Origin of the sequence: Halobacillus sp. ACCC02827 (genome assembly GCF_030291935.1) — a bacterium.
In the GTDB taxonomy this organism is placed as follows: domain Bacteria; phylum Bacillota; class Bacilli; order Bacillales; family Halobacillaceae; genus Halobacillus.
In genome coordinates, this window is sequence record NZ_CP128168.1 from 94,241 (window position 1) to 120,637 (window position 26,397).

At 48.0% G+C, this 26,397-nt stretch carries 17 protein-coding genes, 9 tRNA genes, 5 rRNA genes and 1 other annotated feature; all 31 genes read left to right on the forward strand.

Annotated features, from left to right (window positions below; all coding sequences use genetic code 11):
- The first annotated feature begins 110 nt into the window (after positions 1–110).
- The 31 genes from QRD89_RS00515 (at position 111) to rpmG (ending at position 26,376) form a co-directional block, all read left to right on the forward strand.
- A 23S ribosomal RNA gene (locus tag QRD89_RS00515) occupies positions 111–3,029 on the forward strand.
- Positions 3,030–3,171: 142 nt separating this feature from the next.
- A 5S ribosomal RNA gene (rrf, locus tag QRD89_RS00520) occupies positions 3,172–3,285 on the forward strand.
- Positions 3,286–3,297: 12 nt separating this feature from the next.
- Positions 3,298–3,373: transfer RNA gene (locus QRD89_RS00525), tRNA-Val, on the forward strand.
- A 15-nt stretch (positions 3,374–3,388) separates the two neighbouring features.
- Positions 3,389–3,464, forward strand: a tRNA-Thr gene (locus QRD89_RS00530).
- Positions 3,465–3,515: 51 nt separating this feature from the next.
- A tRNA-Lys gene (locus tag QRD89_RS00535) sits at positions 3,516–3,591 on the forward strand.
- A gap of 7 nt (positions 3,592–3,598) precedes the next feature.
- A tRNA-Leu gene (locus QRD89_RS00540) sits at positions 3,599–3,680 on the forward strand.
- Positions 3,681–3,687: 7 nt separating this feature from the next.
- Positions 3,688–3,762 (forward strand) — tRNA-Gly (locus tag QRD89_RS00545).
- 60 nt (positions 3,763–3,822) lie between these two features.
- Positions 3,823–3,911, forward strand: a tRNA-Leu gene (locus QRD89_RS00550).
- A gap of 12 nt (positions 3,912–3,923) precedes the next feature.
- Positions 3,924–4,000: transfer RNA gene (locus QRD89_RS00555), tRNA-Arg, on the forward strand.
- Between the two features lie 6 nt (positions 4,001–4,006).
- Positions 4,007–4,083 (forward strand) — tRNA-Pro (locus QRD89_RS00560).
- A 12-nt stretch (positions 4,084–4,095) separates the two neighbouring features.
- Positions 4,096–4,171, forward strand: a tRNA-Ala gene (locus tag QRD89_RS00565).
- Positions 4,172–4,287: 116 nt separating this feature from the next.
- Positions 4,288–5,851: ribosomal RNA gene (locus QRD89_RS00570) — 16S ribosomal RNA — on the forward strand.
- A gap of 182 nt (positions 5,852–6,033) precedes the next feature.
- Positions 6,034–8,952, forward strand: a 23S ribosomal RNA gene (locus QRD89_RS00575).
- 86 nt (positions 8,953–9,038) lie between these two features.
- Positions 9,039–9,152, forward strand: a 5S ribosomal RNA gene (gene rrf, locus QRD89_RS00580).
- Together the 16S, 23S and 5S rRNA genes with 9 tRNA genes alongside form the textbook arrangement of a ribosomal RNA operon.
- A gap of 85 nt (positions 9,153–9,237) precedes the next feature.
- Complete coding sequence (locus QRD89_RS00585) at positions 9,238–9,930, forward strand: MgtC/SapB family protein (RefSeq protein ID WP_008635841.1); 693 nt, start codon at positions 9,238–9,240, stop codon at positions 9,928–9,930.
- A 164-nt stretch (positions 9,931–10,094) separates the two neighbouring features.
- Entirely contained in the window at positions 10,095–10,553 is a 459-nt protein-coding gene (locus tag QRD89_RS00590) for a CtsR family transcriptional regulator (RefSeq protein ID WP_008635843.1), read from the forward strand.
- A 21-nt stretch (positions 10,554–10,574) separates the two neighbouring features.
- A complete protein-coding gene (mcsA, locus tag QRD89_RS00595; RefSeq protein WP_008635844.1) occupies positions 10,575–11,123 on the forward strand; it encodes a protein-arginine kinase activator protein McsA in 549 nt (182 codons plus the stop codon).
- Positions 11,124–12,194, forward strand: a complete 1,071-nt coding sequence (gene mcsB / locus QRD89_RS00600; protein WP_008635845.1) for a protein-arginine kinase McsB — start codon at positions 11,124–11,126, stop codon at positions 12,192–12,194.
- Between the two features lie 18 nt (positions 12,195–12,212).
- Positions 12,213–14,672: an ATP-dependent protease ATP-binding subunit ClpC gene (clpC, locus tag QRD89_RS00605; protein WP_008635846.1), complete on the forward strand. Its 2,460-nt coding sequence runs from the start codon at positions 12,213–12,215 to the stop codon at positions 14,670–14,672.
- Between the two features lie 157 nt (positions 14,673–14,829).
- The gene (radA, locus tag QRD89_RS00610) at positions 14,830–16,209 is read left to right on the forward strand and encodes a DNA repair protein RadA (protein WP_008635853.1); all 1,380 of its coding nucleotides are present in this window, start codon (positions 14,830–14,832) and stop codon (positions 16,207–16,209) included.
- Positions 16,210–17,283, forward strand: a complete 1,074-nt coding sequence (gene disA, locus QRD89_RS00615; protein WP_008635854.1) for a DNA integrity scanning diadenylate cyclase DisA — start codon at positions 16,210–16,212, stop codon at positions 17,281–17,283.
- A 154-nt stretch (positions 17,284–17,437) separates the two neighbouring features.
- On the forward strand, positions 17,438–18,541 hold the full coding sequence (locus QRD89_RS00620; RefSeq protein ID WP_008635855.1) for a PIN/TRAM domain-containing protein: 1,104 nt from the start codon (positions 17,438–17,440) through the stop codon (positions 18,539–18,541).
- A 111-nt stretch (positions 18,542–18,652) separates the two neighbouring features.
- Positions 18,653–19,843, forward strand: coding sequence for a bifunctional 2-C-methyl-D-erythritol 4-phosphate cytidylyltransferase/2-C-methyl-D-erythritol 2,4-cyclodiphosphate synthase (locus QRD89_RS00625; RefSeq protein ID WP_039871166.1), 1,191 nt, complete (start codon positions 18,653–18,655; stop codon positions 19,841–19,843).
- A gap of 58 nt (positions 19,844–19,901) precedes the next feature.
- Complete coding sequence (gltX, locus tag QRD89_RS00630; protein ID WP_008635857.1) at positions 19,902–21,371, forward strand: glutamate--tRNA ligase; 1,470 nt, start codon at positions 19,902–19,904, stop codon at positions 21,369–21,371.
- A 44-nt stretch (positions 21,372–21,415) separates the two neighbouring features.
- Positions 21,416–21,630: a binding site (T-box leader), on the forward strand.
- Positions 21,631–21,694: 64 nt separating this feature from the next.
- The gene (gene cysE / locus QRD89_RS00635; RefSeq protein ID WP_008635858.1) at positions 21,695–22,357 is read left to right on the forward strand and encodes a serine O-acetyltransferase; all 663 of its coding nucleotides are present in this window, start codon (positions 21,695–21,697) and stop codon (positions 22,355–22,357) included.
- Positions 22,347–23,747 carry a cysteine--tRNA ligase gene (gene cysS, locus QRD89_RS00640; protein ID WP_008635859.1) on the forward strand — a complete coding sequence of 467 codons (1,401 nt, stop codon included), beginning with the start codon at positions 22,347–22,349 and terminating at the stop codon, positions 23,745–23,747. Before cysE ends, cysS begins: the two co-directional genes overlap by 11 nt.
- A 3-nt stretch (positions 23,748–23,750) precedes the next feature.
- Positions 23,751–24,158, forward strand: a complete 408-nt coding sequence (locus tag QRD89_RS00645; RefSeq protein ID WP_008635861.1) for a Mini-ribonuclease 3 — start codon at positions 23,751–23,753, stop codon at positions 24,156–24,158.
- Positions 24,155–24,898, forward strand: a complete 744-nt coding sequence (rlmB, locus tag QRD89_RS00650; RefSeq protein WP_062512755.1) for a 23S rRNA (guanosine(2251)-2'-O)-methyltransferase RlmB — start codon at positions 24,155–24,157, stop codon at positions 24,896–24,898. The genes QRD89_RS00645 and rlmB overlap by 4 nt, the downstream gene beginning before the upstream one ends.
- Positions 24,899–24,900: 2 nt before the next feature.
- Entirely contained in the window at positions 24,901–25,410 is a 510-nt protein-coding gene (locus tag QRD89_RS00655; protein ID WP_008635874.1) for an NYN domain-containing protein, read from the forward strand.
- An 83-nt stretch (positions 25,411–25,493) separates the two neighbouring features.
- Positions 25,494–26,150, forward strand: a complete 657-nt coding sequence (gene sigH, locus QRD89_RS00660; protein WP_008635876.1) for an RNA polymerase sporulation sigma factor SigH — start codon at positions 25,494–25,496, stop codon at positions 26,148–26,150.
- Between the two features lie 76 nt (positions 26,151–26,226).
- A complete protein-coding gene (gene rpmG, locus QRD89_RS00665; protein WP_286096104.1) occupies positions 26,227–26,376 on the forward strand; it encodes a 50S ribosomal protein L33 in 150 nt (49 codons plus the stop codon).
- The last annotated feature ends 21 nt before the right edge of the window (positions 26,377–26,397 follow it).

A 26,397-nucleotide genomic window follows, 5' to 3' on the forward strand; every position in this document is an offset into this window, starting at 1 on the left:
CGTGAACCTTGAAAACTGGATAAGGAATCATCGTATCATCTAACGATGAAACGATTGATGACAAGACATCAAACATCGAAAGTTTTAAACAAACGTCTTTTCACGACGATAGTTAAGTGAATAAGGGCGCACGGTGGATGCCTTGGTACTAGGAGCCGATGAAGGACGGGACTAACACCGATATGCTCCGGCGAGCCGTAAGTAGGCTTTGACCCGGAGATTTCCGAATGGGGAAACCCACTGTTCGTAATGGAGCAGGATCTTATGCTGAATACATAGGTATAAGAAGGCAGACCCGGGGAACTGAAACATCTAAGTACCCGGAGGAAGAGAAAGCAAATGCGATTTCCCAAGTAGCGGCGAGCGAAACGGAATCAGCCCAAACCAAGAGGCTTGCCTCTTGGGGTTGTAGGACACTCCTTTGGAGTTACCAAGGAGGAAGGTAGATGAATCGATCTGGAACGATCAGCCAGAGCAGGTAACAGCCCTGTAGTCGAAACCTTTCTCCCTCCGGAGTGTATCCTGAGTACGGCGGAACACGTGAAATTCCGTCGGAATCCGGGAGGACCATCTCCCAAGGCTAAATACTCCCTAGTGACCGATAGTGAACCAGTACCGTGAGGGAAAGGTGAAAAGCACCCCGGAAGGGGAGTGAAAGAGATCCTGAAACCGTGTGCCTACAAGTAGTCAGAGCCCGTTAATGGGTGATGGCGTGCCTTTTGTAGAATGAACCGGCGAGTTACGACCGTATGCAAGGTTAAGCAGCAGAAGCGGAGCCGCAGCGAAAGCGAGTCTGAATAGGGCGAGTGAGTATGCGGTCGTAGACCCGAAACCGTGTGATCTACCCATGTCCAGGGTGAAGGTCAGGTAACACTGACTGGAGGCCCGAACCCACGCAAGTTGAAAATTGCGGGGATGAGGTGTGGGTAGGGGTGAAATGCCAATCGAACACGGAGATAGCTGGTTCTCTCCGAAATAGCTTTAGGGCTAGCCTCAGAATAGAAAGTCATGGAGGTAGAGCACTGATTGGACGAGGGGCCCCTATCGGGTTACCGAATTCAGTCAAACTCCGAATGCCATAGACTTTGTTCTGGGAGTCAGACTGTGGGTGATAAGGTTCATAGTCGAGAGGGAAACAGCCCAGACCGCCAGCTAAGGTCCCAAAGTGTGTGTTAAGTGGAAAAGGATGTGGAGTTGCTTAGACAACCAGGATGTTGGCTTAGAAGCAGCCATCATTTAAAGAGTGCGTAATAGCTCACTGGTCGAGTGACTCTGCGCCGAAAATGTACCGGGGCTAAACACACCACCGAAGCTGCGGATTGATCGTAGGATCAATGGTAGGAGAGCGTTCTAAGGGCCGTGAAGTCAGACCGTAAGGACTGGTGGAGCGCTTAGAAGTGAGAATGCCGGTATGAGTAGCGAAAAAAGAGTGAGAATCTCTTTCACCGAATGCCTAAGGTTTCCTGAGGAAGGCTCGTCCTCTCAGGGTTAGTCGGGACCTAAGCCGAGGCCGAAAGGCGTAGGCGATGGACAACAGGTTGATATTCCTGTACCACCTCCTTTCCGTTTGAACGACGGGGGGACGCAGGAGGATAAGGAGAGCGTGCCATTGGATGTGCACGTCCAAGCAGTGAGACGGTCGGATAGGCAAATCCGTCCGGCATAACGTCAAGCTGTGATGGGGAGGGAACTATAGTACCGAAGCTCCTGAGTTCACACTGCCAAGAAAATCCTCTAGTGAGGAAAGAGGTGCCCGTACCGCAAACCGACACAGGTAGGCGAGGAGAGGATCCTAAGGTGAGCGGGAGAACTCTCGTTAAGGAACTCGGCAAAATGACCCCGTAACTTCGGGAGAAGGGGTGCTCCTCTGCCGAGGAGCCGCAGTGAAAAGGCCCAAGCGACTGTTTACCAAAAACACAGGTCTCTGCGAAGCCGTAAGGCGAAGTATAGGGGCTGACACCTGCCCGGTGCTGGAAGGTTAAGGGGATGCGTTAGCGTAAGCGAAGCGTTGAACCGAAGCCCCAGTAAACGGCGGCCGTAACTATAACGGTCCTAAGGTAGCGAAATTCCTTGTCGGGTAAGTTCCGACCCGCACGAAAGGTGCAACGACTTGGGCACTGTCTCAACGAGAGACCCGGTGAAATTATACTATGTGTGAAGATGCACATTACCCGCGACAGGACGGAAAGACCCCGTGGAGCTTTACTGTAGCCTGATATTGAATGTTGGTACAGCTTGTACAGGATAGGTAGGAGCCTTGGAAGCCGGAGCGCTAGCTTCGGTGGAGGCGCTGGTGGGATACTACCCTGGCTGTACGGACATTCTAACCCAGGACCGTGATCCGGTCCGGAGACAGTGTCAGGTGGGCAGTTTGACTGGGGCGGTCGCCTCCCAAAGAGTAACGGAGGCGCCCAAAGGTTCCCTCAGAATGGTTGGAAATCATTCGCAGAGTGTAAAGGCACAAGGGAGCTTGACTGCGAGACCTACAAGTCGAGCAGGGACGAAAGTCGGGCTTAGTGATCCGGCGGTACCGCATGGAAGGGCCGTCGCTCAACGGATAAAAGCTACCCCGGGGATAACAGGCTTATCTCCCCCAAGAGTCCACATCGACGGGGAGGTTTGGCACCTCGATGTCGGCTCATCGCATCCTGGGGCTGTAGTCGGTCCCAAGGGTTGGGCTGTTCGCCCATTAAAGCGGTACGCGAGCTGGGTTCAGAACGTCGTGAGACAGTTCGGTCCCTATCCGTCGTGGGCGTTGGAAATTTGAAAGGAGCTGTCCTTAGTACGAGAGGACCGGGATGGACACACCGCTGGTGTACCAGTTGTTCCGCCAGGAGCATAGCTGGGTAGCTACGTGTGGTCGGGATAAGTGCTGAAAGCATCTAAGCATGAAGCCCCCCTTGAGATGAGATTTCCCTTTGCCTTCGAGCAAATAAGATCCCTCAGAGACGATGAGGTTGATAGGTCCGAGGTGGAAGCGTGGTGACACGTGGAGCTGACGGATACTAATGGATCGATGACTTATCTATCTGATCATAGATCGCGTGAAAAACGTTTCTTTCGATAAAGATGTTTCCTTATCCAGTTTTGAGGGTTTTCAAAAAAAGTTCAAAATAACCCTTGATTTTCAACTGGTTAAGAGCTATAATAGTTCTTGTCCTTGAAAAAAGGTTTGGTGGCGAAAGCGAAGAGGTCACACCTGTTCCCATGCCGAACACAGCAGTTAAGCTCTTCAGCGCCGATGGTAGTCGGGTAGATCCCCGTGAGAGTAGGACGCTGCCAAGCCTAATTAAATCCGGAGGATTAGCTCAGCTGGGAGAGCACTTGCCTTACAAGCAAGGGGTCGCAGGTTCGAACCCTGCATCCTCCACCATTTTCATTTAAGTTAGCCGGCCTAGCTCAACTGGCAGAGCAACTGATTTGTAATCAGTAGGTTGGGGGTTCAAGTCCTCTGGCCGGCACCATTAGTTGCCTCATAAAGCTAACTTAAAAAATTAAAGTGCTAGTTACATTGAGAGCCATTAGCTCAGTTGGTAGAGCATCTGACTTTTAATCAGAGGGTCGAAGGTTCGAGCCCTTCATGGCTCACCATGTTTTTGCGGGTGTGGTGGAATTGGCAGACACGCTAGATTTAGGATCTAGTGCTTCACGGCGTGGGGGTTCAAGTCCCTCCACCCGCACTTTAATGCGGAAGTAGTTCAGTGGTAGAACACCACCTTGCCAAGGTGGGGGTCGCGGGTTCGAATCCCGTCTTCCGCTCCAATGATACATTAGAGCTAGTTATAATGATACTTACAACATAGGTGAAAACATAGATGCCAGGCCGGGGTGGCGGAATTGGCAGACGCACAGGACTTAAAATCCTGCGGTGGGTTTCCACCGTGCCGGTTCGAGTCCGGCCCTCGGCACCATACGATATATATGCGCCCGTAGCTCAATTGGATAGAGCGTCTGACTACGGATCAGAAGGTTAGGGGTTCGACTCCTCTCGGGCGCGCCATTATAACGGGAAGTAGCTCAGCTTGGTAGAGCACTTGGTTTGGGACCAAGGGGTCGCAGGTTCGAATCCTGTCTTCCCGACCATTCCTTAATAACGGGGCCTTAGCTCAGCTGGGAGAGCGCCTGCTTTGCACGCAGGAGGTCAGCGGTTCGATCCCGCTAGGCTCCACCATTTATTTTGATCTTTGAAAACTGAACGAACCAACCAGCACGTCAAACATTCTTTCTATTATATAGAGAGAATTCAAACAAGCACATTCGGTGTGCAAAATGAGCAAGTCAAACACTTTTATGGAGAGTTTGATCCTGGCTCAGGACGAACGCTGGCGGCGTGCCTAATACATGCAAGTCGAGCGCGGGAAGCGAGCTGATCCCTTCGGGGTGACGCTCGTGGAACGAGCGGCGGACGGGTGAGTAACACGTGGGCAACCTGCCTGTAAGATCGGGATAACTCCGGGAAACCGGGGCTAATACCGGGTAATACTTTCTTTCGCATGAAGGAAAGTTGAAAGATGGCTTCTCGCTATCACTTACAGATGGGCCCGCGGCGCATTAGCTAGTTGGTGAGGTAACGGCTCACCAAGGCGACGATGCGTAGCCGACCTGAGAGGGTGATCGGCCACACTGGGACTGAGACACGGCCCAGACTCCTACGGGAGGCAGCAGTAGGGAATCTTCCGCAATGGACGAAAGTCTGACGGAGCAACGCCGCGTGAACGATGAAGGTCTTCGGATCGTAAAGTTCTGTTGTTAGGGAAGAACAAGTACCGTGCGAATAGAGCGGTACCTTGACGGTACCTAACGAGGAAGCCCCGGCTAACTACGTGCCAGCAGCCGCGGTAATACGTAGGGGGCAAGCGTTGTCCGGAATTATTGGGCGTAAAGCGCGCGCAGGCGGTTCCTTAAGTCTGATGTGAAAGCCCACGGCTCAACCGTGGAGGGTCATTGGAAACTGGGGAACTTGAGGACAGAAGAGGAGAGTGGAATTCCACGTGTAGCGGTGAAATGCGTAGATATGTGGAGGAACACCAGTGGCGAAGGCGACTCTCTGGTCTGTTTCTGACGCTGAGGTGCGAAAGCGTGGGTAGCAAACAGGATTAGATACCCTGGTAGTCCACGCCGTAAACGATGAGTGCTAGGTGTTAGGGGGCTTCCACCCCTTAGTGCTGAAGTTAACGCATTAAGCACTCCGCCTGGGGAGTACGGCCGCAAGGCTGAAACTCAAAGGAATTGACGGGGGCCCGCACAAGCGGTGGAGCATGTGGTTTAATTCGAAGCAACGCGAAGAACCTTACCAGGTCTTGACATCCTTGGACCTCCCTAGAGATAGGGATTTCCCTTCGGGGACCAAGTGACAGGTGGTGCATGGTTGTCGTCAGCTCGTGTCGTGAGATGTTGGGTTAAGTCCCGCAACGAGCGCAACCCCTGATCTTAGTTGCCAGCATTCAGTTGGGCACTCTAAGGTGACTGCCGGTGACAAACCGGAGGAAGGCGGGGATGACGTCAAATCATCATGCCCCTTATGACCTGGGCTACACACGTGCTACAATGGATGGTACAAAGGGCAGCGAAGCCGCGAGGTGTAGCAAATCCCATAAAACCATTCTCAGTTCGGATTGCAGGCTGCAACTCGCCTGCATGAAGCCGGAATCGCTAGTAATCGCGGATCAGCATGCCGCGGTGAATACGTTCCCGGGCCTTGTACACACCGCCCGTCACACCACGAGAGTTGGTAACACCCGAAGTCGGTGAGGTAACCTTTTGGAGCCAGCCGCCGAAGGTGGGACCAATGATTGGGGTGAAGTCGTAACAAGGTAGCCGTATCGGAAGGTGCGGCTGGATCACCTCCTTTCTAAGGATTTAGAACGGAAGCGTACTTGGTTGGTTGTTCAGTTTTGAGAGATCGAAAGATTTCTCTGAACTACGTGAACCTTGAAAACTGGATAAGGAATCATCGTATCATCTAACGATGAAACGATTGATGACAAGACATCAAACATCGAAAGTTTTAAACAAACGTCTTTTCACGACGATAGTTAAGTGAATAAGGGCGCACGGTGGATGCCTTGGTACTAGGAGCCGATGAAGGACGGGACTAACACCGATATGCTCCGGCGAGCCGTAAGTAGGCTTTGACCCGGAGATTTCCGAATGGGGAAACCCACTGTTCGTAATGGAGCAGGATCTTATGCTGAATACATAGGTATAAGAAGGCAGACCCGGGGAACTGAAACATCTAAGTACCCGGAGGAAGAGAAAGCAAATGCGATTTCCCAAGTAGCGGCGAGCGAAACGGAATCAGCCCAAACCAAGAGGCTTGCCTCTTGGGGTTGTAGGACACTCCTTTGGAGTTACCAAGGAGGAAGGTAGATGAATCGATCTGGAACGATCAGCCAGAGCAGGTAACAGCCCTGTAGTCGAAACCTTTCTCCCTCCGGAGTGTATCCTGAGTACGGCGGAACACGTGAAATTCCGTCGGAATCCGGGAGGACCATCTCCCAAGGCTAAATACTCCCTAGTGACCGATAGTGAACCAGTACCGTGAGGGAAAGGTGAAAAGCACCCCGGAAGGGGAGTGAAAGAGATCCTGAAACCGTGTGCCTACAAGTAGTCAGAGCCCGTTAATGGGTGATGGCGTGCCTTTTGTAGAATGAACCGGCGAGTTACGACCGTATGCAAGGTTAAGCAGCAGAAGCGGAGCCGCAGCGAAAGCGAGTCTGAATAGGGCGAGTGAGTATGCGGTCGTAGACCCGAAACCGTGTGATCTACCCATGTCCAGGGTGAAGGTCAGGTAACACTGACTGGAGGCCCGAACCCACGCAAGTTGAAAATTGCGGGGATGAGGTGTGGGTAGGGGTGAAATGCCAATCGAACACGGAGATAGCTGGTTCTCTCCGAAATAGCTTTAGGGCTAGCCTCAGAATAGAAAGTCATGGAGGTAGAGCACTGATTGGACGAGGGGCCCCTATCGGGTTACCGAATTCAGTCAAACTCCGAATGCCATAGACTTTGTTCTGGGAGTCAGACTGTGGGTGATAAGGTTCATAGTCGAGAGGGAAACAGCCCAGACCGCCAGCTAAGGTCCCAAAGTGTGTGTTAAGTGGAAAAGGATGTGGAGTTGCTTAGACAACCAGGATGTTGGCTTAGAAGCAGCCATCATTTAAAGAGTGCGTAATAGCTCACTGGTCGAGTGACTCTGCGCCGAAAATGTACCGGGGCTAAACACACCACCGAAGCTGCGGATTGATCGTAGGATCAATGGTAGGAGAGCGTTCTAAGGGCCGTGAAGTCAGACCGTAAGGACTGGTGGAGCGCTTAGAAGTGAGAATGCCGGTATGAGTAGCGAAAAAAGAGTGAGAATCTCTTTCACCGAATGCCTAAGGTTTCCTGAGGAAGGCTCGTCCTCTCAGGGTTAGTCGGGACCTAAGCCGAGGCCGAAAGGCGTAGGCGATGGACAACAGGTTGATATTCCTGTACCACCTCCTTTCCGTTTGAACGACGGGGGGACGCAGGAGGATAAGGAGAGCGTGCCATTGGATGTGCACGTCCAAGCAGTGAGACGGTCGGATAGGCAAATCCGTCCGGCATAACGTCAAGCTGTGATGGGGAGGGAACTATAGTACCGAAGCTCCTGAGTTCACACTGCCAAGAAAATCCTCTAGTGAGGAAAGAGGTGCCCGTACCGCAAACCGACACAGGTAGGCGAGGAGAGGATCCTAAGGTGAGCGGGAGAACTCTCGTTAAGGAACTCGGCAAAATGACCCCGTAACTTCGGGAGAAGGGGTGCTCCTCTGCCGAGGAGCCGCAGTGAAAAGGCCCAAGCGACTGTTTACCAAAAACACAGGTCTCTGCGAAGCCGTAAGGCGAAGTATAGGGGCTGACACCTGCCCGGTGCTGGAAGGTTAAGGGGATGCGTTAGCGTAAGCGAAGCGTTGAACCGAAGCCCCAGTAAACGGCGGCCGTAACTATAACGGTCCTAAGGTAGCGAAATTCCTTGTCGGGTAAGTTCCGACCCGCACGAAAGGTGCAACGACTTGGGCACTGTCTCAACGAGAGACCCGGTGAAATTATACTATGTGTGAAGATGCACATTACCCGCGACAGGACGGAAAGACCCCGTGGAGCTTTACTGTAGCCTGATATTGAATGTTGGTACAGCTTGTACAGGATAGGTAGGAGCCTTGGAAGCCGGAGCGCTAGCTTCGGTGGAGGCGCTGGTGGGATACTACCCTGGCTGTACGGACATTCTAACCCAGGACCGTGATCCGGTCCGGAGACAGTGTCAGGTGGGCAGTTTGACTGGGGCGGTCGCCTCCCAAAGAGTAACGGAGGCGCCCAAAGGTTCCCTCAGAATGGTTGGAAATCATTCGCAGAGTGTAAAGGCACAAGGGAGCTTGACTGCGAGACCTACAAGTCGAGCAGGGACGAAAGTCGGGCTTAGTGATCCGGCGGTACCGCATGGAAGGGCCGTCGCTCAACGGATAAAAGCTACCCCGGGGATAACAGGCTTATCTCCCCCAAGAGTCCACATCGACGGGGAGGTTTGGCACCTCGATGTCGGCTCATCGCATCCTGGGGCTGTAGTCGGTCCCAAGGGTTGGGCTGTTCGCCCATTAAAGCGGTACGCGAGCTGGGTTCAGAACGTCGTGAGACAGTTCGGTCCCTATCCGTCGTGGGCGTTGGAAATTTGAAAGGAGCTGTCCTTAGTACGAGAGGACCGGGATGGACACACCGCTGGTGTACCAGTTGTTCCGCCAGGAGCATAGCTGGGTAGCTACGTGTGGTCGGGATAAGTGCTGAAAGCATCTAAGCATGAAGCCCCCCTTGAGATGAGATTTCCCTTTGCCTTCGAGCAAATAAGATCCCTCAGAGACGATGAGGTTGATAGGTCCGAGGTGGAAGCGTGGTGACACGTGGAGCTGACGGATACTAATGGATCGATGACTTATCTATCTGATCATAGATCGCGTGAAAAACGTTTCTTTCGATAAAGATGTTTCCTTATCCAGTTTTGAGGGTTTACCTCAATAGAATATTGATGTGGTGGTGAAGGCGAAGAGGTCACACCTGTTCCCATGCCGAACACAGCAGTTAAGCTCTTCAGCGCCGATGGTAGTCGGGTAGATCCCCGTGAGAGTAGGACGCTGCCACGTCATTTTAGAAACCAGAAGTTATTACTTCTGGTTTTTTTCTATATTCAGAACCGGTTTCATATGAATATAGAAAGGGGGAACTGCGGTGCACTGGTCTTATTTCTTTCATGATGATATTGTTTTAATTATTTTCCGCCTGTGCTTTGCTTTAGTGTTATCAGGATTAATCGGTTTTGAAAGGGAGATTAAGAATCAATCGGCGGGCTTTAGGACACATATTTTGGTCGGGGTTGGTGCTTGTTTAATGATGCTGCTTTCTCTCTATGGGTTTACGGAATTTATGAGCCTTCACGAGCAGGTGAGGTTTGACCCGGCGAGGATACCTTCTTACGTTATCAGTGGAATTGGTTTTTTAGGTGCCGGGACCATTATGGTAAACGGCTTGACGATTAAAGGTCTTACAACAGCAGCGTCGATCTGGACGGTAGCAGCAATTGGATTAGTAGTCGGTGCTGGGTTATACGATGTTGCTACGTTTACCACTTTAGTCGTGCTGACAAGCTTGGCCTTTCTGAATAGAATGGAAAAACATAAAGTTAGAGGCAAGCGGAAAAACAGCTATAGCATTACCGTTCGTGGAAGTGCAAGGGTGCATCGGGTTCTGTCGGTATTTGAGGAATTTCAATTGACCATTCAAAAAGTGGAGGTCCTGTCTCTACCTGAGAGCCAAAAGAAATTGTTGGTTGAGGTAAGTCCGTCTCAGTCCTATGATCGTACACTTGTGATGGGTCGAATCAGTGAGCAGGAAGGAGTTATGAAAATGACACATTATATTTAAGGCTGTGCAGGAAAAAACTGCACGGCTTTTTGTTTTATTTGCTAACGAAAAGGGGAAACATAGTTGATGTATTTATCATAAACAATATAGTTGCGTACCAGTAAAATATGAGTATAATGAAATTAAAGTCAAAGATAGTCAAAGTCAAAAGAGGGGGAGGGAAAATGCGAAATATATCAGACATCATAGAGGAATATTTAAAGAAAACCCTCGATGAGTCCCAAACCATTGAAATTAAAAGAAGCGAAATTGCTGAGCGTTTCCAGTGTGTACCTTCGCAGATTAATTACGTGATTAAGACAAGGTTCACTGTGGAAAAGGGGTATATAGTGGAAAGTAAACGCGGAGGCGGCGGGTACATCCGGATCAGTCGGGTTCCTTATCGGAAATACGCTGATATGATCGAGGAATTGATGGATTTAATCCAACCCCGTATCTCCCAGACCCAAGCGGTGGACGTTCTGGAGCGACTTATCGATTATGAGGTCATTACAGAACGGGAAGCGAAGATCATGGAAAGCATCGTTGACCGTGATGTGCTCAAATTTTCTCTCCCTCTACGCGATGAGATAAGAGCAAGAATCATGACGGCGATGCTGTTCACCCTTAAATATAAATGCTGATTGCGGAAAGGGGAGATTCAGATGGAATGCCAGGAATGTCATCAAAGACAGGCAACCGTTCATTTGACTCAGGTAGTAAATGGGCAAAAGTCGGAGATACATGTGTGTGAAGTATGTGCGAAAGAATATGGATATGTTAATTATGGAGAAGAAAACTTTACTCTGAATGATCTTCTATCCGGACTCTTTCATTCGGATAGCCCTTCTCCATACAGCGATCAGAACAAAGCTGCACCTCAGCAGAAATCTCCATTAAAATGTTCCAACTGTGGTTTGACATATGAAGAGTTTGCAAGGATTGGCAAGTTTGGTTGCGGAAAGTGCTATACCACTTTCGGCGAACGACTGGATCCAATTTTAAGGCGGGTGCACAGTGGAAATACAAGGCATGATGGGAAGATTCCTAAAAGAGAAAGCGGCAATCTCCATTTAAAGAAAGAGATAGAAGAATACAAAGCTAATCTTCGACAATTAATTGAGCAGGAAGAATTTGAAGAGGCAGCGAAAGTTAGAGATAGGATCAGATCTTTGGAAGGGCGTCTTCATAGTGGAGAGGCAGGTGATGAGTAGATGTCGTTACAGAATTTTGTAAATGAGGCTATCAGTCCCTGGATGAAACAGGAGGGGCCGGACAGCGATATTGTGATGAGCAGCCGCATACGTCTTGCCCGGAACTTCTCCCAATATCCATTTCCGATTATTGGATCTGAAGAATCCTTAGAAGAAGTATTGGAATTCTTTCAGAAAGAGTTTCAAGAAGAGTCCTTTAGAGATTATGAAGATTTTGAAATGGTCCGGATGACGGATCTTCAGCCGGTTGAAAAAAGAGTGTTGGTTGAAAAACACTTGATCAGCCCGCATCTCGCTGAAAAATCGGACACCTCGGCTGCGTTGATTTCGCAGAACGAGCAGGTGTCGATTATGGTTAATGAAGAGGATCATATCCGCCTTCAACTTTATTTCCCTGGTTTCCAGCTGGATAAGGCGTTGGAACAGGCATCACAACTCGACGATTGGCTGGAAGAGAAAATTGATTATGCATTTGATGAGAAACGCGGGTATTTGACCGCTTGTCCGACGAATGTCGGCACCGGAATGCGGGCATCAGTTATGATGCACCTGCCGGCATTATCCATGACTCAGCAGATCAATCGTATGATTCCCGCGATCAACCAGCTTGGCTTAGTTGTCCGTGGCATCTATGGGGAAGGAAGCGAAGCACTGGGGAATATTTTTCAAATATCGAACCAGATCACGCTTGGTAAGTCGGAAGGTGACATTGTAGAAGACCTCCACAGTGTGGTAAAGCAGTTGATCGATCAAGAGCGAAGAGCGAGGGAAGTGCTTCTGAGCCGGTCAGGAATTCAACTGGAGGACCGCATTTTTCGATCCTATGGTGTTCTAACCAACAGTCGAATCATAGAGTCTAAAGAGGCAGCAAAATGTTTATCCGATTTACGGTTAGGTATCGATTTGGACTTTATCGACCACATACCACGGACGATCTTGAATGAATTGATGATTTTAACGCAGCCGGGCTTTTTGCAACAGTACGCCAAAGCCAGCTTATCTCCCGATGAACGGGATGTAAGAAGGGCGTCTCTAATCAGGGAAAGACTTCAATTAGAAAACGAAGAATAATGTTAGGAGGGAATGTCCATGATGTTTGGGCGATTTACAGAAAGAGCACAAAAAGTTTTGGCACTGGCACAAGAGGAAGCAGTACGCTTAGGTCATAATAATATCGGGACGGAACACATCCTGCTTGGTTTAGTGAGTGAAGGGGAGGGAATTGCTGCGAAAGCTCTGACAGCTCTCGGCCTTGAATCCTCCAAAATCCAACAGGAAGTGGAGAAACTGATCGGTAAAGGGGAAAAGGTATCCCAAACGATCCACTATACTCCAAGAGCTAAGAAGGTCATAGAATTGTCTATGGATGAAGCTCGTAAGCTGGGACATTCATATGTAGGGACAGAGCACATTCTCCTTGGTTTAATCCGAGAAGGAGAAGGGGTAGCGGCCCGCGTTCTTAACAACCTTGGTGTAAGCCTTAATAAAGCCCGTCAGCAAGTATTGCAGCTGCTTGGGAACAATGAGTCTACAGGCGGTCAAAATCGTCGTGGAGGCGCTTCTGGAGGACAGGCGACGAATGCGAATACACCAACCCTTGACTCCCTGGCCCGTGATTTGACGGCCATAGCTAAAGAAGGAAATATTGATCCTGTAATCGGCCGAAGCAAAGAGATTGAAAGGGTCATTCAAGTCTTGAGCCGCCGTACAAAGAACAACCCGGTGCTTGTAGGTGAACCTGGTGTTGGTAAGACGGCCATCGCAGAGGGCTTGGCTCAGCAGATTATGAACAACGAAGTACCTGAAATTCTGCGTGATAAGCGAGTCATGACGTTGGATATGGGTACAGTCGTCGCGGGAACGAAATACCGCGGGGAGTTTGAAGATCGCTTGAAAAAAGTGATGGAAGAAATCCGCCAGGCGGGTAACATCATTCTATTCATCGATGAACTCCATACATTGATCGGTGCCGGAGGAGCAGAAGGAGCCATTGATGCATCCAATATTCTGAAGCCTTCTCTTGCCCGGGGTGAACTGCAGTGTATCGGTGCGACAACCCTTGATGAGTACCGTAAATATATTGAAAAAGATGCAGCACTTGAGCGTAGATTCCAACCGATTAAGGTGGATGAACCGACGCTTGATGAGTCCATTCAAATTTTGAAAGGTCTGCGTGACCGTTATGAAGCTCACCACCGTGTGACCATTACGGATGATTCTATTGAATCAGCTGTCCGTTTCTCCGACCGGTATATCACGGACCGCTTCCTTCCGGATAAAGCGATTGATTTAATCGATGAGGCAGCTTCCAAGGTGCGCCTGCGCTCCTATACAGCGCCGCCAAATCTTAAAGAGCTGGAACAGAAGCTTGAGGAAGTCCGGAAAGAGAAAGATGCGGCTGTCCAAAGTCAGGAGTTTGAAAAAGCAGCATCCCTTCGTGATAGCGAACAGCGTTTGAGAGATGAGCTGGAGGAGACGAAGGATGAGTGGAAAGAAAAACAAGGCCAGGAGGATTCAGAGGTAACGGTAGAAGATATTGCTTCTGTCGTATCCACTTGGACCGGTGTTCCAGTTTCCAAAATGACGAAGGATGAAAGTGAGCGTCTTCTTAACCTGGAAGAAACGCTTCATAACCGAGTAATCGGTCAGGAAGAAGCGGTCAAAGCTATTTCCAAAGCGATCCGTCGTGCCCGTGCAGGGTTGAAGGATCCGAAACGCCCGATTGGTTCCTTCATATTCCTTGGACCTACCGGTGTAGGTAAAACAGAGCTTGCTCGCGCGCTGGCAGAGAGCATGTTCGGTGAAGAGGATGCCATGATTCGAATCGATATGTCGGAGTACATGGAGAAACACAGCACGTCCCGTCTTGTAGGTTCTCCTCCGGGATATGTAGGATACGATGAAGGCGGTCAGTTGACGGAGAAGGTAAGGAACAAACCATATTCTGTTGTACTTCTTGATGAAATTGAGAAGGCGCACCCGGAAGTCTTCAATATCCTGCTGCAAGTATTGGAGGACGGCCGTCTGACAGACTCTAAAGGACGTCTTGTTGATTTCCGAAATACCGTGTTGATCATGACATCCAACGTGGGTGCTTCCGAATTAAAACAAAACAAATACGTCGGCTTCTCTATGGGTGAAGCGGATCAGGATTATAAAGACATGAAGTCCAAAGTGACAGATGCTTTGAAGAAAGCGTTCCGTCCTGAATTCCTAAACCGTATTGACGAAACAATTGTTTTCCACTCCCTTGAGAAGAAGCACATGAAGGATATTGTCGTTCTTATGGCAGAAGAATTGCGTAAACGTCTGCAGGAGCAGGAGATCGACTTCACACTCTCGGATGCAGCTATCCAGCACATCGCAGATTCCGGATTCGACCCCGAATATGGGGCACGTCCATTGCGCCGTGCTATACAGAAGAATGTCGAAGATCTTCTATCAGAGGAATTGCTTAAAGAGAATATCGCTAAAGGTCAAAAAGTTAAAATTGATCTGGATGAAAACAAGAATTATGTGGTGCATACACAACAAGAATCCACAAATTAACAAGATTTCATCCGGTAAAAGAATCGGAAGGTGTTTGCCTTCCGATTTTTTTCTTATTTAGGTATGATTTCAGTAAGCGATATTTAATATAAATGATATGGATGTGAAACTTATTCACATGTTTTTTCGTATAAAATGAAGGATAGGAGAGATCATCTTGGCAAAAAGAAAAACAAAGTTCGTTTGCCAGGAATGTGGTTATGAAACACCGAAATGGATGGGGAAATGTCCGGGGTGTAATCAGTGGAATACGTTGGTGGAAGAGACGTCTGCTCCGGCAGGAAACTCTCGGCACGTATTTCAGACAAGTTCCACTTCCGCAATGACGAAGCCAGAAAGAATCACACAGATAAAATCACAGAAGGAACCACGCCTCCCGACAAGCATGCCGGAGTTCAACAGAGTGCTCGGCGGCGGAATCGTGGCCGGATCATTAGTTTTAATCGGCGGGGATCCGGGTATCGGGAAGTCAACCTTACTGCTTCAAGTATCTGCTCAGATTGCAAAGAAAGATTTTCCGGTTTTATATATATCAGGAGAAGAATCCTCCAGGCAGACTAAACTCAGGGCCGAACGCCTTGGGGTCATGTCGGATGAACTGTATGTCCTGCCCGAGACGAACCTGCAAGATGTACTGAATCAAATAGATCAGATTGAACCTAAATTTGTAGTGATCGATTCCATTCAGACGATTTTCAAGGAAGATATAACCTCTGCCCCTGGTAGTGTGGCGCAGGTGAGAGAATGTACCAGTCACTTGATGCGAATTGCGAAAACGAAAGGTATTCCGATTTTCATTGTTGGACATGTTACTAAAGAAGGGTCCATTGCCGGCCCTCGTTTACTGGAACATATGGTGGATGCAGTTCTTTATTTTGAGGGAGAGCGGCACCACACTTTCCGTATTCTCCGCAGTGTTAAAAACCGCTTCGGAAGTACACATGAAATGGGTATCTTTGAGATGAAGGAGAAAGGGCTGGAAGAAGTACTTAATCCGTCGGAGATTTTCCTTGAAGAACGTTCTCAGGGAGCGGCAGGCTCTATTGTTGTAGCTTCAATGGAGGGGACAAGGCCGGTGCTGGTAGAGATTCAGGCGCTCATATCCCCGACAGCCTACGGAAACCCCAGAAGGATGGCAACCGGTCTTGACACGAACAGAGTCCCTCTGCTGATGGCTGTGCTCGAGAAACGAGCAGGACTGTTGCTGCAGAATCAGGATGCGTACGTAAAGGTGGCGGGTGGTGTGAAGCTGGATGAGCCTGCAATCGACTTAGCTGTTGCGTTAAGTATCGCATCGAGCTTTCGCAACAAAGTCTCAAACGGTGACGATGTCGTTGTTGGAGAAGTCGGATTGACAGGAGAAATACGGCGGGTTTCCCGTATTGAACAGCGCGTACAGGAAGCGGCTAAACTCGGTTTCAAACGGGCCATCATACCTAAGAAAAATATGGACGGATGGACTCCACCTTCACAAATTGAAGTCATCGGGGTAAGTACAGTACAGGAAGCAATGAAGGTTACATTGGGGGAATCCTAAATGGAATGGCATGAGATGAAAGAAAACGGTATAGGAGAAATTCTCAAGCTTGTGGCACCGGGGACACCGCTCCGGGACGGAATAGACAACGTCCTTCGCGCAAATACCGGAGGGCTTATCGTTTTAGGGTATGGAGAGAGAATAAGGGATCTTGTAGATGGTGGATTCCATATTCAATCCGACTTTACACCGGCTCACCTCTATGAACTCGCCAAAATGGATGGTGCGCTCATTCTGAATGATGAGGGTACAAAAATATTGTACGCGAACGCTCAGTTGATGCCTGACCCTGATATTGTATCGACTGAAACGGGAATGCGCCACCGCACTGCGGAGCGGGTGGCAAAGCAGACAGGAGCGCTCGTTATCGCCATTTCCCAGCGGCGTAATGTTATCACCCTGTATAAAGGGTCCCACCGCTATTCCTTAAAAGAAATCGGCGTCATTTTAACAAAGGCGAACCAGGCGATCCAAACGCTTGAGAAGTATAAGAATGTCCTTGACCAGAGCACGACAAACCTCGGTGCGTTGGAGTTTGAGAATATGGTCTCTTTTTCTGAGGTCGTTCAAGTCGTATCAAGAGTGGAGATGGTCCTGCGTACAAAGACGGAGATTTTGAATTATGTGAATGAATTAGGAACAGAGGGCCGTTTAATCCAACTGCAGCTGACCGAATTAGTTTCCAATATTGAGGAAGAGGCAGCGCTGCTGCTCAGGGATTACAGCAAGCGTCCGGATTACGAACCTTATTATATTTTGAAGAAGATGCAGGAAACGACGAACACAGAGTTATTGTCGGATGAACAAGTGCTTAAGCTGCTTGGCTATTCGACAAACACGAAAATGTCTGATGCCATTCATCCACGTGGTTACCGGATTCTTCATCGAATTCCACGCCTCCCATCCCTTATCATCGATCATCTTGTCGAGAAGTTCGGCATTTTAGAAGATCTCATACAGGCTTCACCTAAACAACTGGTGGAAGTGGATGGCGTAGGAGAAGTAAGAGCTATGAAGATCCGGGATGGTCTGGACCGCATACAGGAACAATTGTTCGTAGACCGACATATTTAAGAAAATTGACTTATTTATCTAATTTATGGTATGATTATACATTTGCAAATTGACTTATATTGGAAGTTGTGCTAAGTTAAGTACCATCATTCCTTGATAAAAGGGTTAATGGTTGTAAGGTTTGGTCATACTGTGATTGAGGGGGTGAAGGAAAGTGCTTAAGCGTATCGTGCAGTTATTTATAGTTATAACTGGTGGAACAATCGGTTACCTCTATCTTCCGGATTTGTTTAAATTGACAGGTCTTACTTGGCCTACTCTGATTCAGTCTGTTTTAGGGGCCGTACTAGGAGCACTTATTTTATTTTTAATTACTTTTTGGGTCGTGGATTATATTGTCGACTTTATCAGATGGGTGGAAGATTCACTCGTACGGGCGCCTGTGGCTGATCTGCTTTTTGGCAGCCTGGGTCTGATCATCGGGCTGATTGTTGCTTATCTGATTAATGTATTTGTACAGGATATCCAGATTCAAGTAGTAAGTCAGGTCGTTCCTATCTTCCTGACGATCCTTCTTGGTTATTTAGGTTTCCAGGTAGGATTCAAGCGTAAAGACGAGTTTTTGAATTTGTTGTCGAAGAAAGACAAGCAGGGCGCTACGGATTCGTCGGACGAAGCAAACAAGGCGGAAGTGGATGCCTCGTTAATACCGAAAGATAAAATTCTCGATACCAGTGTCATTATTGACGGCCGGATCGCAGACATTTGCGAAACTCATTTTTTGGAAGGTACGATTGTTATTCCTCAATTCGTTCTGGAAGAATTGCAGCATATAGCTGATTCTTCGGATGGATTAAAGAGAAACAGAGGTCGCAGAGGTCTTGATATCCTGAATCGACTTCAGAAGGATCTACCTGTAAATGTTGAGATTTATGAAGGAGATTTCGAAGAGATTCAAGAGGTGGACAGCAAGCTTGTTAAGCTGGCAAAAGTCATGAATGGAATCGTCGTTACGAATGATTTCAACTTGAACAAAGTGTGTGAGTTTCAAAATGTTCAAGTGTTGAATATTAATGATTTAGCTAACGCTGTTAAACCTGTCGTTCTTCCTGGAGAAGAGATGTCCATTCAAGTGATTAAAGACGGAAAAGAACAGAATCAAGGTGTCGCCTACTTAGATGATGGCACTATGATTGTTGTAGAAGAAGGAAAAGAGTATATCGGGAAAACTATTGAAGTCGTTGTCACAAGTGTGCTGCAGACTTCTGCCGGACGAATGATTTTTGCGAAGCCGAAATCACTTGAAAAAGCACTTTAAAAACGGTATAAACAAATAAGTAAGACAAAAGTGATAACCAGTGTGTTATCGCTTTTGTTGTTTTATAAGGAAGTAAGTGATCCGAGTTTAATTTAATGTAGGGTGGATGTTATGACGAACTATACAGCTATTATACTTGCCGCCGGTCAAGGGAAGCGGATGCTTGCCGGACGAAACAAACAGTTCCTCACGATAGGCTCCAAACCGCTGATCCGTCACACTATTTCTGTTTTTGAGCAGGATGCATGGTGTGAAGAGATCATTTTGGTGACAAATGAACGTGAGCGCTCAGAAATGGAGAAGATGTTTGCAGAGCACCCTGTGGAAAAAGAAATGACCATGGTTAATGGGGGAGCGGAAAGGCAGGACAGTGTGTACGAAGGTCTGAAAGCCGTCCGCAATCCATCTATTCCTGTTTTCATTCATGATGGGGCGCGTCCATTTGTTTCTGAAACGAATCTGCATGAACTGGCAGAGACGGTACGTGTAGAGCAGGCGGCTTTGTTGGCTGTTCCTGTGACAGATACTATTAAGCAAAAGCGTGATAACGGTTTGACTACACTTGATCGAAAATACTTGTGGGCGGCACAGACGCCTCAGGCATTTTCCTATGAGTGGATTAAAGACGCGCATGACCAAGCAAAGGAACGTGGATACTACGGAACAGACGATGCTTCTTTGGTAGAGGAGACAGGGCGGGATGTTGTAATTGTCCAGGGAAGTTACGATAATTTCAAGCTGACGACACCGGAAGACTTACATAAAGCGGAGTCTTACATCCAAAAACAATTACAAAGAAAGGCAGATGAACCTGCTATGTTTCGAATCGGTCAAGGGTACGATGTTCACCAACTGACGGAAGGCCGTCCTTGTATAATCGGAGGGATCGACATTCCCCATGAGAAAGGTCTGCTCGGGCATTCCGACGCAGATGTTCTTCTTCATACGATTGCAGATGCTTGCTTAGGTGCGATTGGAGAAGGAGATATCGGCAAGCATTTTCCGGATACGGATCCTGAATTTAAGGATGCTGATTCCGGTAAATTGTTGCAGCATGTCTGGAATATTTGCAGAGATCGGGGCTACGAGCTCGGTAATATGGACTGCACGGTCATTGCGCAATCTCCTAAAATGGCTCCATATATCGAGGAGATCCGAAGTAATATTGCGTCTCTTCTCGAAACGGATAAGGCTAAGATTAATGTGAAAGCGACAACGACAGAGAAGCTTGGTTTTACAGGACGGGAAGAAGGAATTGCCGCCCAAGCTGTTGTTTTATTGCAAGAAATTCGGCAAGATTAGTCGAAAAATGATAAAATAAGTCAAGGAAATAGAGCGGAAGTAAGAAAGGAGAACAATTATGTCAAATGAAGTACGTGTGCGTTATGCGCCGAGCCCTACAGGTTTTCTTCACATCGGTAATGCGAGGACAGCCTTGTTTAATTATTTATACGCAAGAAATGCGGGTGGTAAAGTTGTCATCCGTATTGAAGATACAGACGAGAAGCGAAACGTAGAAGGTGGAGAAGAAAGTCAGCTTAACTATTTAAAATGGTTGGGCTTGGATTGGGATGAGAGCCCGGATAAGGGCGGAGAGTATGGTCCTTACCGTCAAATGGAGCGTCTGGATATTTACCAGAAGTATATTGATGAGCTTCTGGAGCGCGACCTTGCTTATAAGTGCTATATGACTGCGGAAGAGCTTGAGCAGGAACGAGAAGCGCAGATGGCGCGTGGAGAAGCCCCGAAATATTCTGGAGCACACCGTAATTTAACGGCTGAGCAAATAGCAGAATTTGAAGCCGAAGGACGCGAACCAAGTATTCGTATCCGTGTACCTGAAAACCATTCCTACACGTTCAACGATATCGTACGCGGCGACATTACGTTCGATTCCAGTGATTTCGGTGATTGGGTTATCGTGAAGAAGAACGGTATCCCTACGTATAATTTCGCTGTAGCGATTGATGACTATCTAATGAAGATTACTCATGTACTGCGCGGGGAAGAGCACATCTCCAACACACCTAAGCAGATGATGGTATATGAAGCGTTTGGATGGGAGCCGCCGAAGTTCGGACACATGACGCTTATCCTTAACGAAGAGCGTAAGAAACTGAGTAAGCGGGATCAGCATATCCTCCAGTTCATCGAGCAGTATAAGAATCTTGGCTATCTGCCGGAAGCGCTGTTCAACTTCATCACGCTTCTTGGTTGGTCCCCTGTCGGTGAAGAAGAGATCTTCACACAAGAGCAGCTGATTGAAATCTTTGACGCGGAACGTCTGACTACGTCCCCGGCTGTTTTTGATCCAGCTAAGCTGAAGTGGATGAATAACCAGTATATTAAAGCTTCGGATCTGGATAAGGTCGTTGAACTTTCTCTTCCTCATTTGGTTGAAGCAGGACGTTTCCCGGAAACGATGACAGAAGAGCAGCAGGAATGGGCACGTGAGCTTATTTCCCTATACCACGAGCAGCTGAACTACGGTGCTGAAATTGTGGAATTGACGGATCTGTTCTTCAAGCAGGAAATTCAATATGACGAAGCTGCGATGGAAGTACTGGAAGGCGAACAAGTTCCGGAGGTATTGGAAACATTCAAGAAGAACCTTCAGCAATTGGACGAGTTCACTCCGGATAACATCAAAGCTCAAATCAAAGCCGTTCAGAAAGAGACCGGCCATAAAGGCAAGAAACTGTTTATGCCTGTTCGCGTGGCAACTACAGGTCAAACTCACGGCCCCGAGCTTCCTAACGCGATCCACCTGCTCGGTTTAGAGACTGTCACAGTACGTCTTGATGATGTACTAAATAAATTGCAGGCTTAATTTATTCACAAGCAGAAGATATTATCATATAGTAGAGTTACCTATACGAAACGTTGATGAGGAGAAGTAAAGGGCTGTCTGCTTACCCAGAGAGAATCACCTAGGCTGGAAGTGATTTTGGGCGGCACCCTGGAAATGCACCTCGGAGTCTCCGGTTGAAAAAAAGTAGGCCGGAGCGGTTCCCTTCCGTTATCGAGGATGAAGTGGGGGAAATTATTTTCCCCAAGCAGAGTGGAACCACGCGGGAAGCGTCTCTGTGCCCAAGGCACAGAGACGCTTTTTTTATTCTCCGCCTCTGCGCAAGAAAAAGGAGGGAAGCAAGTATGGGGCTTTTTAAAATGTTCAAGGAAGATGTCGATGTAGTGTTCGATCAGGACCCTGCTGCTCGTTCGTATCTGGAAGTTATTCTTACGTATTCCGGTCTGCATGCTATTTGGGCACATCGGGTGGCCCATGCTTGTCATAAGAGGAAATTCTTTTTTCTCGCACGTCTGATCTCTCAGTTCAGCCGTTTTTTTACAGGGATTGAAATCCACCCGGGAGCAAAAATCGGCCGCCGGTTTTTTATAGACCATGGGATGGGAGTCGTCATCGGAGAGACATGTGAGATCGGGGATAACGTAACCATCTTCCAAGGGGTCACCCTAGGTGGTACAGGAAAAGAGAAGGGAAAGCGTCACCCGACTCTGCTTGATAATTCTCTTGTTGCCACAGGTGCAAAAGTGCTTGGTTCTATTACAATCGGGGAACACTCTAAAGTAGGAGCAGGATCCGTCGTTCTGCATGATGTACCAAATAACTCAACCGTCGTCGGTATTCCGGGACACGTCGTCGTACAGGATGGCAAGAAGGTACAGAAAAAAGACTTGGACCACCACAAAATGCCGGATCCTGTTTACGACCGGCTGAACCAGTTGGAAAAGCAGATCGAGGAACTACAGAAGGAATTGAAAGAAGCAAAAGGAGTGAAGCATCATGACTATTAAAATATATAATACCTTGACTCGGAATAAAGAAGTCTTTCAGCCGTTGGAAGAAGGAAAGGTGAAGATGTATGTGTGCGGCCCGACCGTATATAATTACATCCACATTGGGAATGCCCGTCCTGCCATCGTGTTCGATACCGTCCGCAGATATTTCGAATACCGCGGCTACGATGTCCATTATGTACTGAACTTCACAGATGTCGACGATAAATTGATCAAAGCTTCCAAAGAGATGGGCGAAGGTGTGACAGAGATTGCCAATCGTTTCGTCCAGGCTTATAAAGAAGATGTTGCAGCCCTTGGCGTCAAAGAAGCGGTCGATCACCCCCGCGTGACAGAAAACATGGAAGAAATCATCGGATTTGTCCAAGGGTTAGTGGAGAAAGGTTATGCCTATGAAGCAGGAGGAGATGTTTACTTCCGTACACGTGCCTTCGATAATTATGGGAAATTGTCTCAGCAATCAATCAATGAGCTGCAGTCCGGTGCCCGGATCGAGGTTGGTGATAAGAAAGAAGACCCGCTGGACTTCACGTTATGGAAACAGGCCAAGGACGGAGAAATTTCCTGGAAGAGCCCGTGGGGAGAAGGACGCCCGGGCTGGCACATCGAGTGCTCTGCTATGGCGAAGAAATACCTTGGAGACACGATAGATATCCATGCCGGGGGTCAGGATTTGACATTCCCTCACCACGAAAACGAAATCGCACAGTCGGAAGCTCACAACGGGGAAGATTTCGCTCGTTATTGGATGCACAATGGATATATCAACATTGATAATGAGAAGATGTCTAAATCTCTCGGTAACTTTATCCTTGCTCATGATCTTGTAAAGCAACACGATCCACAGGTTATCCGCTTCTTCATGTTGAGTGTCCAATACCGTCATCCAATTAACTTCAGCAATGAGCTTCTGAAGGGCGCCAAAAGCAGTTTTGAGCGGATAAAGAATGCGTATGAGAATCTAAAACACCGTAAAGATACCAGCGTGAGCCTTCAGGAAGATACACAGCCGTGGCTGGATAAAGTAAAAGGCTTTAAAGAGCAGTTTATTAAAGAAATGGACGATGACTTTAACACAGCCAATGCGATTTCTGTTTTGTTCGACATGACCAAGGCTGCGAATCTTTACCTGCAGGAGAAGCAGACACATGAAGATGTTTTGAATGTGTTCATCCAAACGTTTGAGGAACTGACAAGTGTTTTGGGACTGTCCCTTGAGGTTAAAGAAGAATTACTGGATGAAGAGGTCGATGCTTTAATCGCAGAGCGTAAACAAGCCCGTAAAGACCGCAACTTTGAGCGTGCCGATCAGATCCGTGATGAACTGAAAGCCAGGAACATCATCTTGGAGGACACTTCCCAAGGTACACGCTGGAAGCGAGGGTGACACATGGAACGCACCGACGTGAAACAGATGAAGAGTCTCGCCCTCGCTTATATGGGCGATTCTGTTTATGAATTGTATGTCCGAGAGTACCTATTGGATAAAGGGGAAGTGCAGCCGCAGCACCTCCACAAGGCAGCTGTTCGTTTTGTCTCTGCTGTGTCCCAGGCTCAGTCCGTACGAGCCTGGCAGGAGGCAGAAATACTGACGGAAGAAGAAGAGGGTGTCCTTCGCAGGGGCAGGAATGCGAAATCCGGCTCTGTGCCTAAGAGTACCAATGTGCAAACCTATCGTTATTCGACCGCATTTGAAGCGGTGTTGGGATTTTTATATTTATCCGGTCAGAAACAAAGGCTGGAAGAGTTGGTGCACTATGCTATTAGAGAAGTGGAAGAAAGGAGTGGAGACGAATGAACGGAGAATGGATTATAGGCAAGAATGCTGTACAGGAGGCGATAAGATCCGGACGCTCGATCAACAAAGTCATGGTATCGGATCAGTTACAGTATCAGGCATTTAAAAAGGTAGAGCAGCTGGCGAAGGAACAGGGGGTCCTCGTCCAGAAAGTTCCGAAGAAGAAACTGGATCAGCTTGTAGAAGGAACGCACCAAGGTGTTATCGCTTCTGTGGCTGCTTATGAATACAGTGATTTGGAAGATTTATTCGCTAAAGCGGAAGAAAAGGGAGAAGCGCCTTTTTTCATCATATGTGATGAAATTGAAGACCCGCACAACCTTGGTTCGATATTAAGGACGGCAGACGCAGCAGGAGCGCACGGAGTCATCATTCCGAAGCGGAGGTCCGTCGCTCTTACTGCTACAGTTGCAAAGACGTCTACAGGAGCGATCGAGTACATTCCTGTAGCGAGAGTGACCAACCTGGCTAGAACGATAGATGAATTGAAGGAGCGCTTTGTCTGGGTTGTCGGAACAGATGCGGAAGGTACAGAAGACTATCGACAGCTGGATGGCCGGATGCCGCTGGCGCTTGTGATTGGAAGTGAAGGCCGCGGAATGAGTCGATTGACGAAAGAAAAATGTGATTGGACTGTCAGTCTCCCTATGGCCGGACAGGTCACTTCCCTTAATGCCTCAGTAGCAGCCTCCCTTCTCATGTATGAAGTATTCAGGAAGCGTCACCCTGTCGGTGAGTGACAATGAATGTATTAATTGTAGACGGATATAACATGATCGGGGCCTGGCCGGAACTGGTGAAATTAAAGGAGAAAGATCTCGGGCAAGCACGGGATCTTCTCATAGAGATGATGGCAGAATACCAATCCTATACAGGGGATCGTATCATGATCGTCTTTGATGCCTACCATGTCCGGGGACTTGAGAAGAAGCAGCAGAACTACAAAGTGGAAGTCCTTTTCACTAAGGAGAATGAAACGGCAGACGAGCGGATCGAGAAGCTTGCCGGTGAATTGAATGACGTGCGGACACAGGTGTACGTGGCTACATCCGATTATGCAGAGCAGCGGACCATCTTCGGTCAGGGAGCTTTTCGGAAGTCTGCGAGAGAGCTTTACATCGAAGTAAAGAACATTGAGAACCAGATCGAAAAGGACGTAGAAACCCACAATCAGCTTCACTATCAATCTAAAATTCCGATAAACAAAGAGGTGCGGGAATTGTTTGAGAAGTGGCGCCGAGGAGATAAATAATTCTGACAACTTGTTGACGCTTTTCAAACGCTTACTGTATAATATTTCTATATATTGAGATAGCACGGTCGGAGGGATCCTGTGTGAGCATCTTACAAACGGAGAAAAGCACCAATGAGTTGGATCTTAGTAAGCTTGATGATGAAGCAGTCGTAGAACGAATTAATCAGGGACAGGTTCAGGCACTTGATTATTTGATTAACAAGTATAAGAATTTCGTACGCGCCAAAGCCCGCACTTATTTCTTAATCGGGGCTGACCGGGAAGATATTGTTCAAGAAGGAATGATCGGCCTTTATAAGGCTATTCGTGATTATCGAGAAGGAAAACTGTCGTCTTTCAAAGCATTCGCTGAACTGTGTGTCACCCGTCAAATCATTACTGCTATTAAAACCGCCACTAGACAGAAACACATCCCTTTAAACTCCTATGTTTCGCTGGACAAGCCTATCTACGATGAAGAGTCAGACCGTACGCTCCTTGACGTCATCGCAGGTTCAAAAGCAATCGATCCCCAGGAATTGATTGTCAATAAAGAGAAGTTTTCAGATATGGAAGAGAAGATGTCCGAACTTCTCAGCGATCTTGAAAAGCAGGTGCTGACCCTTTATTTGGACGGTCAGTCCTATCAAGAGATTTCCGAGGAATTGAGGCGTCATGTCAAATCGATCGATAACGCTCTGCAACGCGTGAAGCGGAAGCTCGAAAAGTATCTGGAAATCAATGAAATCACACTTTGAACCCACATTGACAGTCTATGGGAAGAGTGCTACATTAATTTAGTATTATACCTCGATGATTTGAGGTGACAGAGAAGTGCGTAAGAAAGTAATATTAGCCTGCACACAATGTTTAATTCGAAATTACAGTTCATATACAAATCGTTCCAACCAATCCGAACGTCTGGAGGTCCGCAAGTTCTGCAAGAACTGCGGATCCCACACCCTGCACCGGGAGACGAAGTAGATCAGGAAGCCAGTCGGCACA

Coding starts and splice junctions, on each gene's coding strand:
- QRD89_RS00655 (WP_008635874.1), top strand. CDS start 24,901: ATGAATGTATTAATTGTAGACGGATATAACATGATCGGGGCCTGGCCG.
- QRD89_RS00590 (WP_008635843.1), top strand. CDS start 10,095: ATGCGAAATATATCAGACATCATAGAGGAATATTTAAAGAAAACCCTC.
- QRD89_RS00645 (WP_008635861.1), top strand. CDS start 23,751: ATGGAACGCACCGACGTGAAACAGATGAAGAGTCTCGCCCTCGCTTAT.
- mcsB (WP_008635845.1), top strand. CDS start 11,124: ATGTCGTTACAGAATTTTGTAAATGAGGCTATCAGTCCCTGGATGAAA.
- cysS (WP_008635859.1), top strand. CDS start 22,347: ATGACTATTAAAATATATAATACCTTGACTCGGAATAAAGAAGTCTTT.
- cysE (WP_008635858.1), top strand. CDS start 21,695: ATGGGGCTTTTTAAAATGTTCAAGGAAGATGTCGATGTAGTGTTCGAT.
- QRD89_RS00625 (WP_039871166.1), top strand. CDS start 18,653: ATGACGAACTATACAGCTATTATACTTGCCGCCGGTCAAGGGAAGCGG.
- gltX (WP_008635857.1), top strand. CDS start 19,902: ATGTCAAATGAAGTACGTGTGCGTTATGCGCCGAGCCCTACAGGTTTT.
- rlmB (WP_062512755.1), top strand. CDS start 24,155: ATGAACGGAGAATGGATTATAGGCAAGAATGCTGTACAGGAGGCGATA.
- clpC (WP_008635846.1), top strand. CDS start 12,213: ATGATGTTTGGGCGATTTACAGAAAGAGCACAAAAAGTTTTGGCACTG.
- disA (WP_008635854.1), top strand. CDS start 16,210: ATGGAATGGCATGAGATGAAAGAAAACGGTATAGGAGAAATTCTCAAG.
- mcsA (WP_008635844.1), top strand. CDS start 10,575: ATGGAATGCCAGGAATGTCATCAAAGACAGGCAACCGTTCATTTGACT.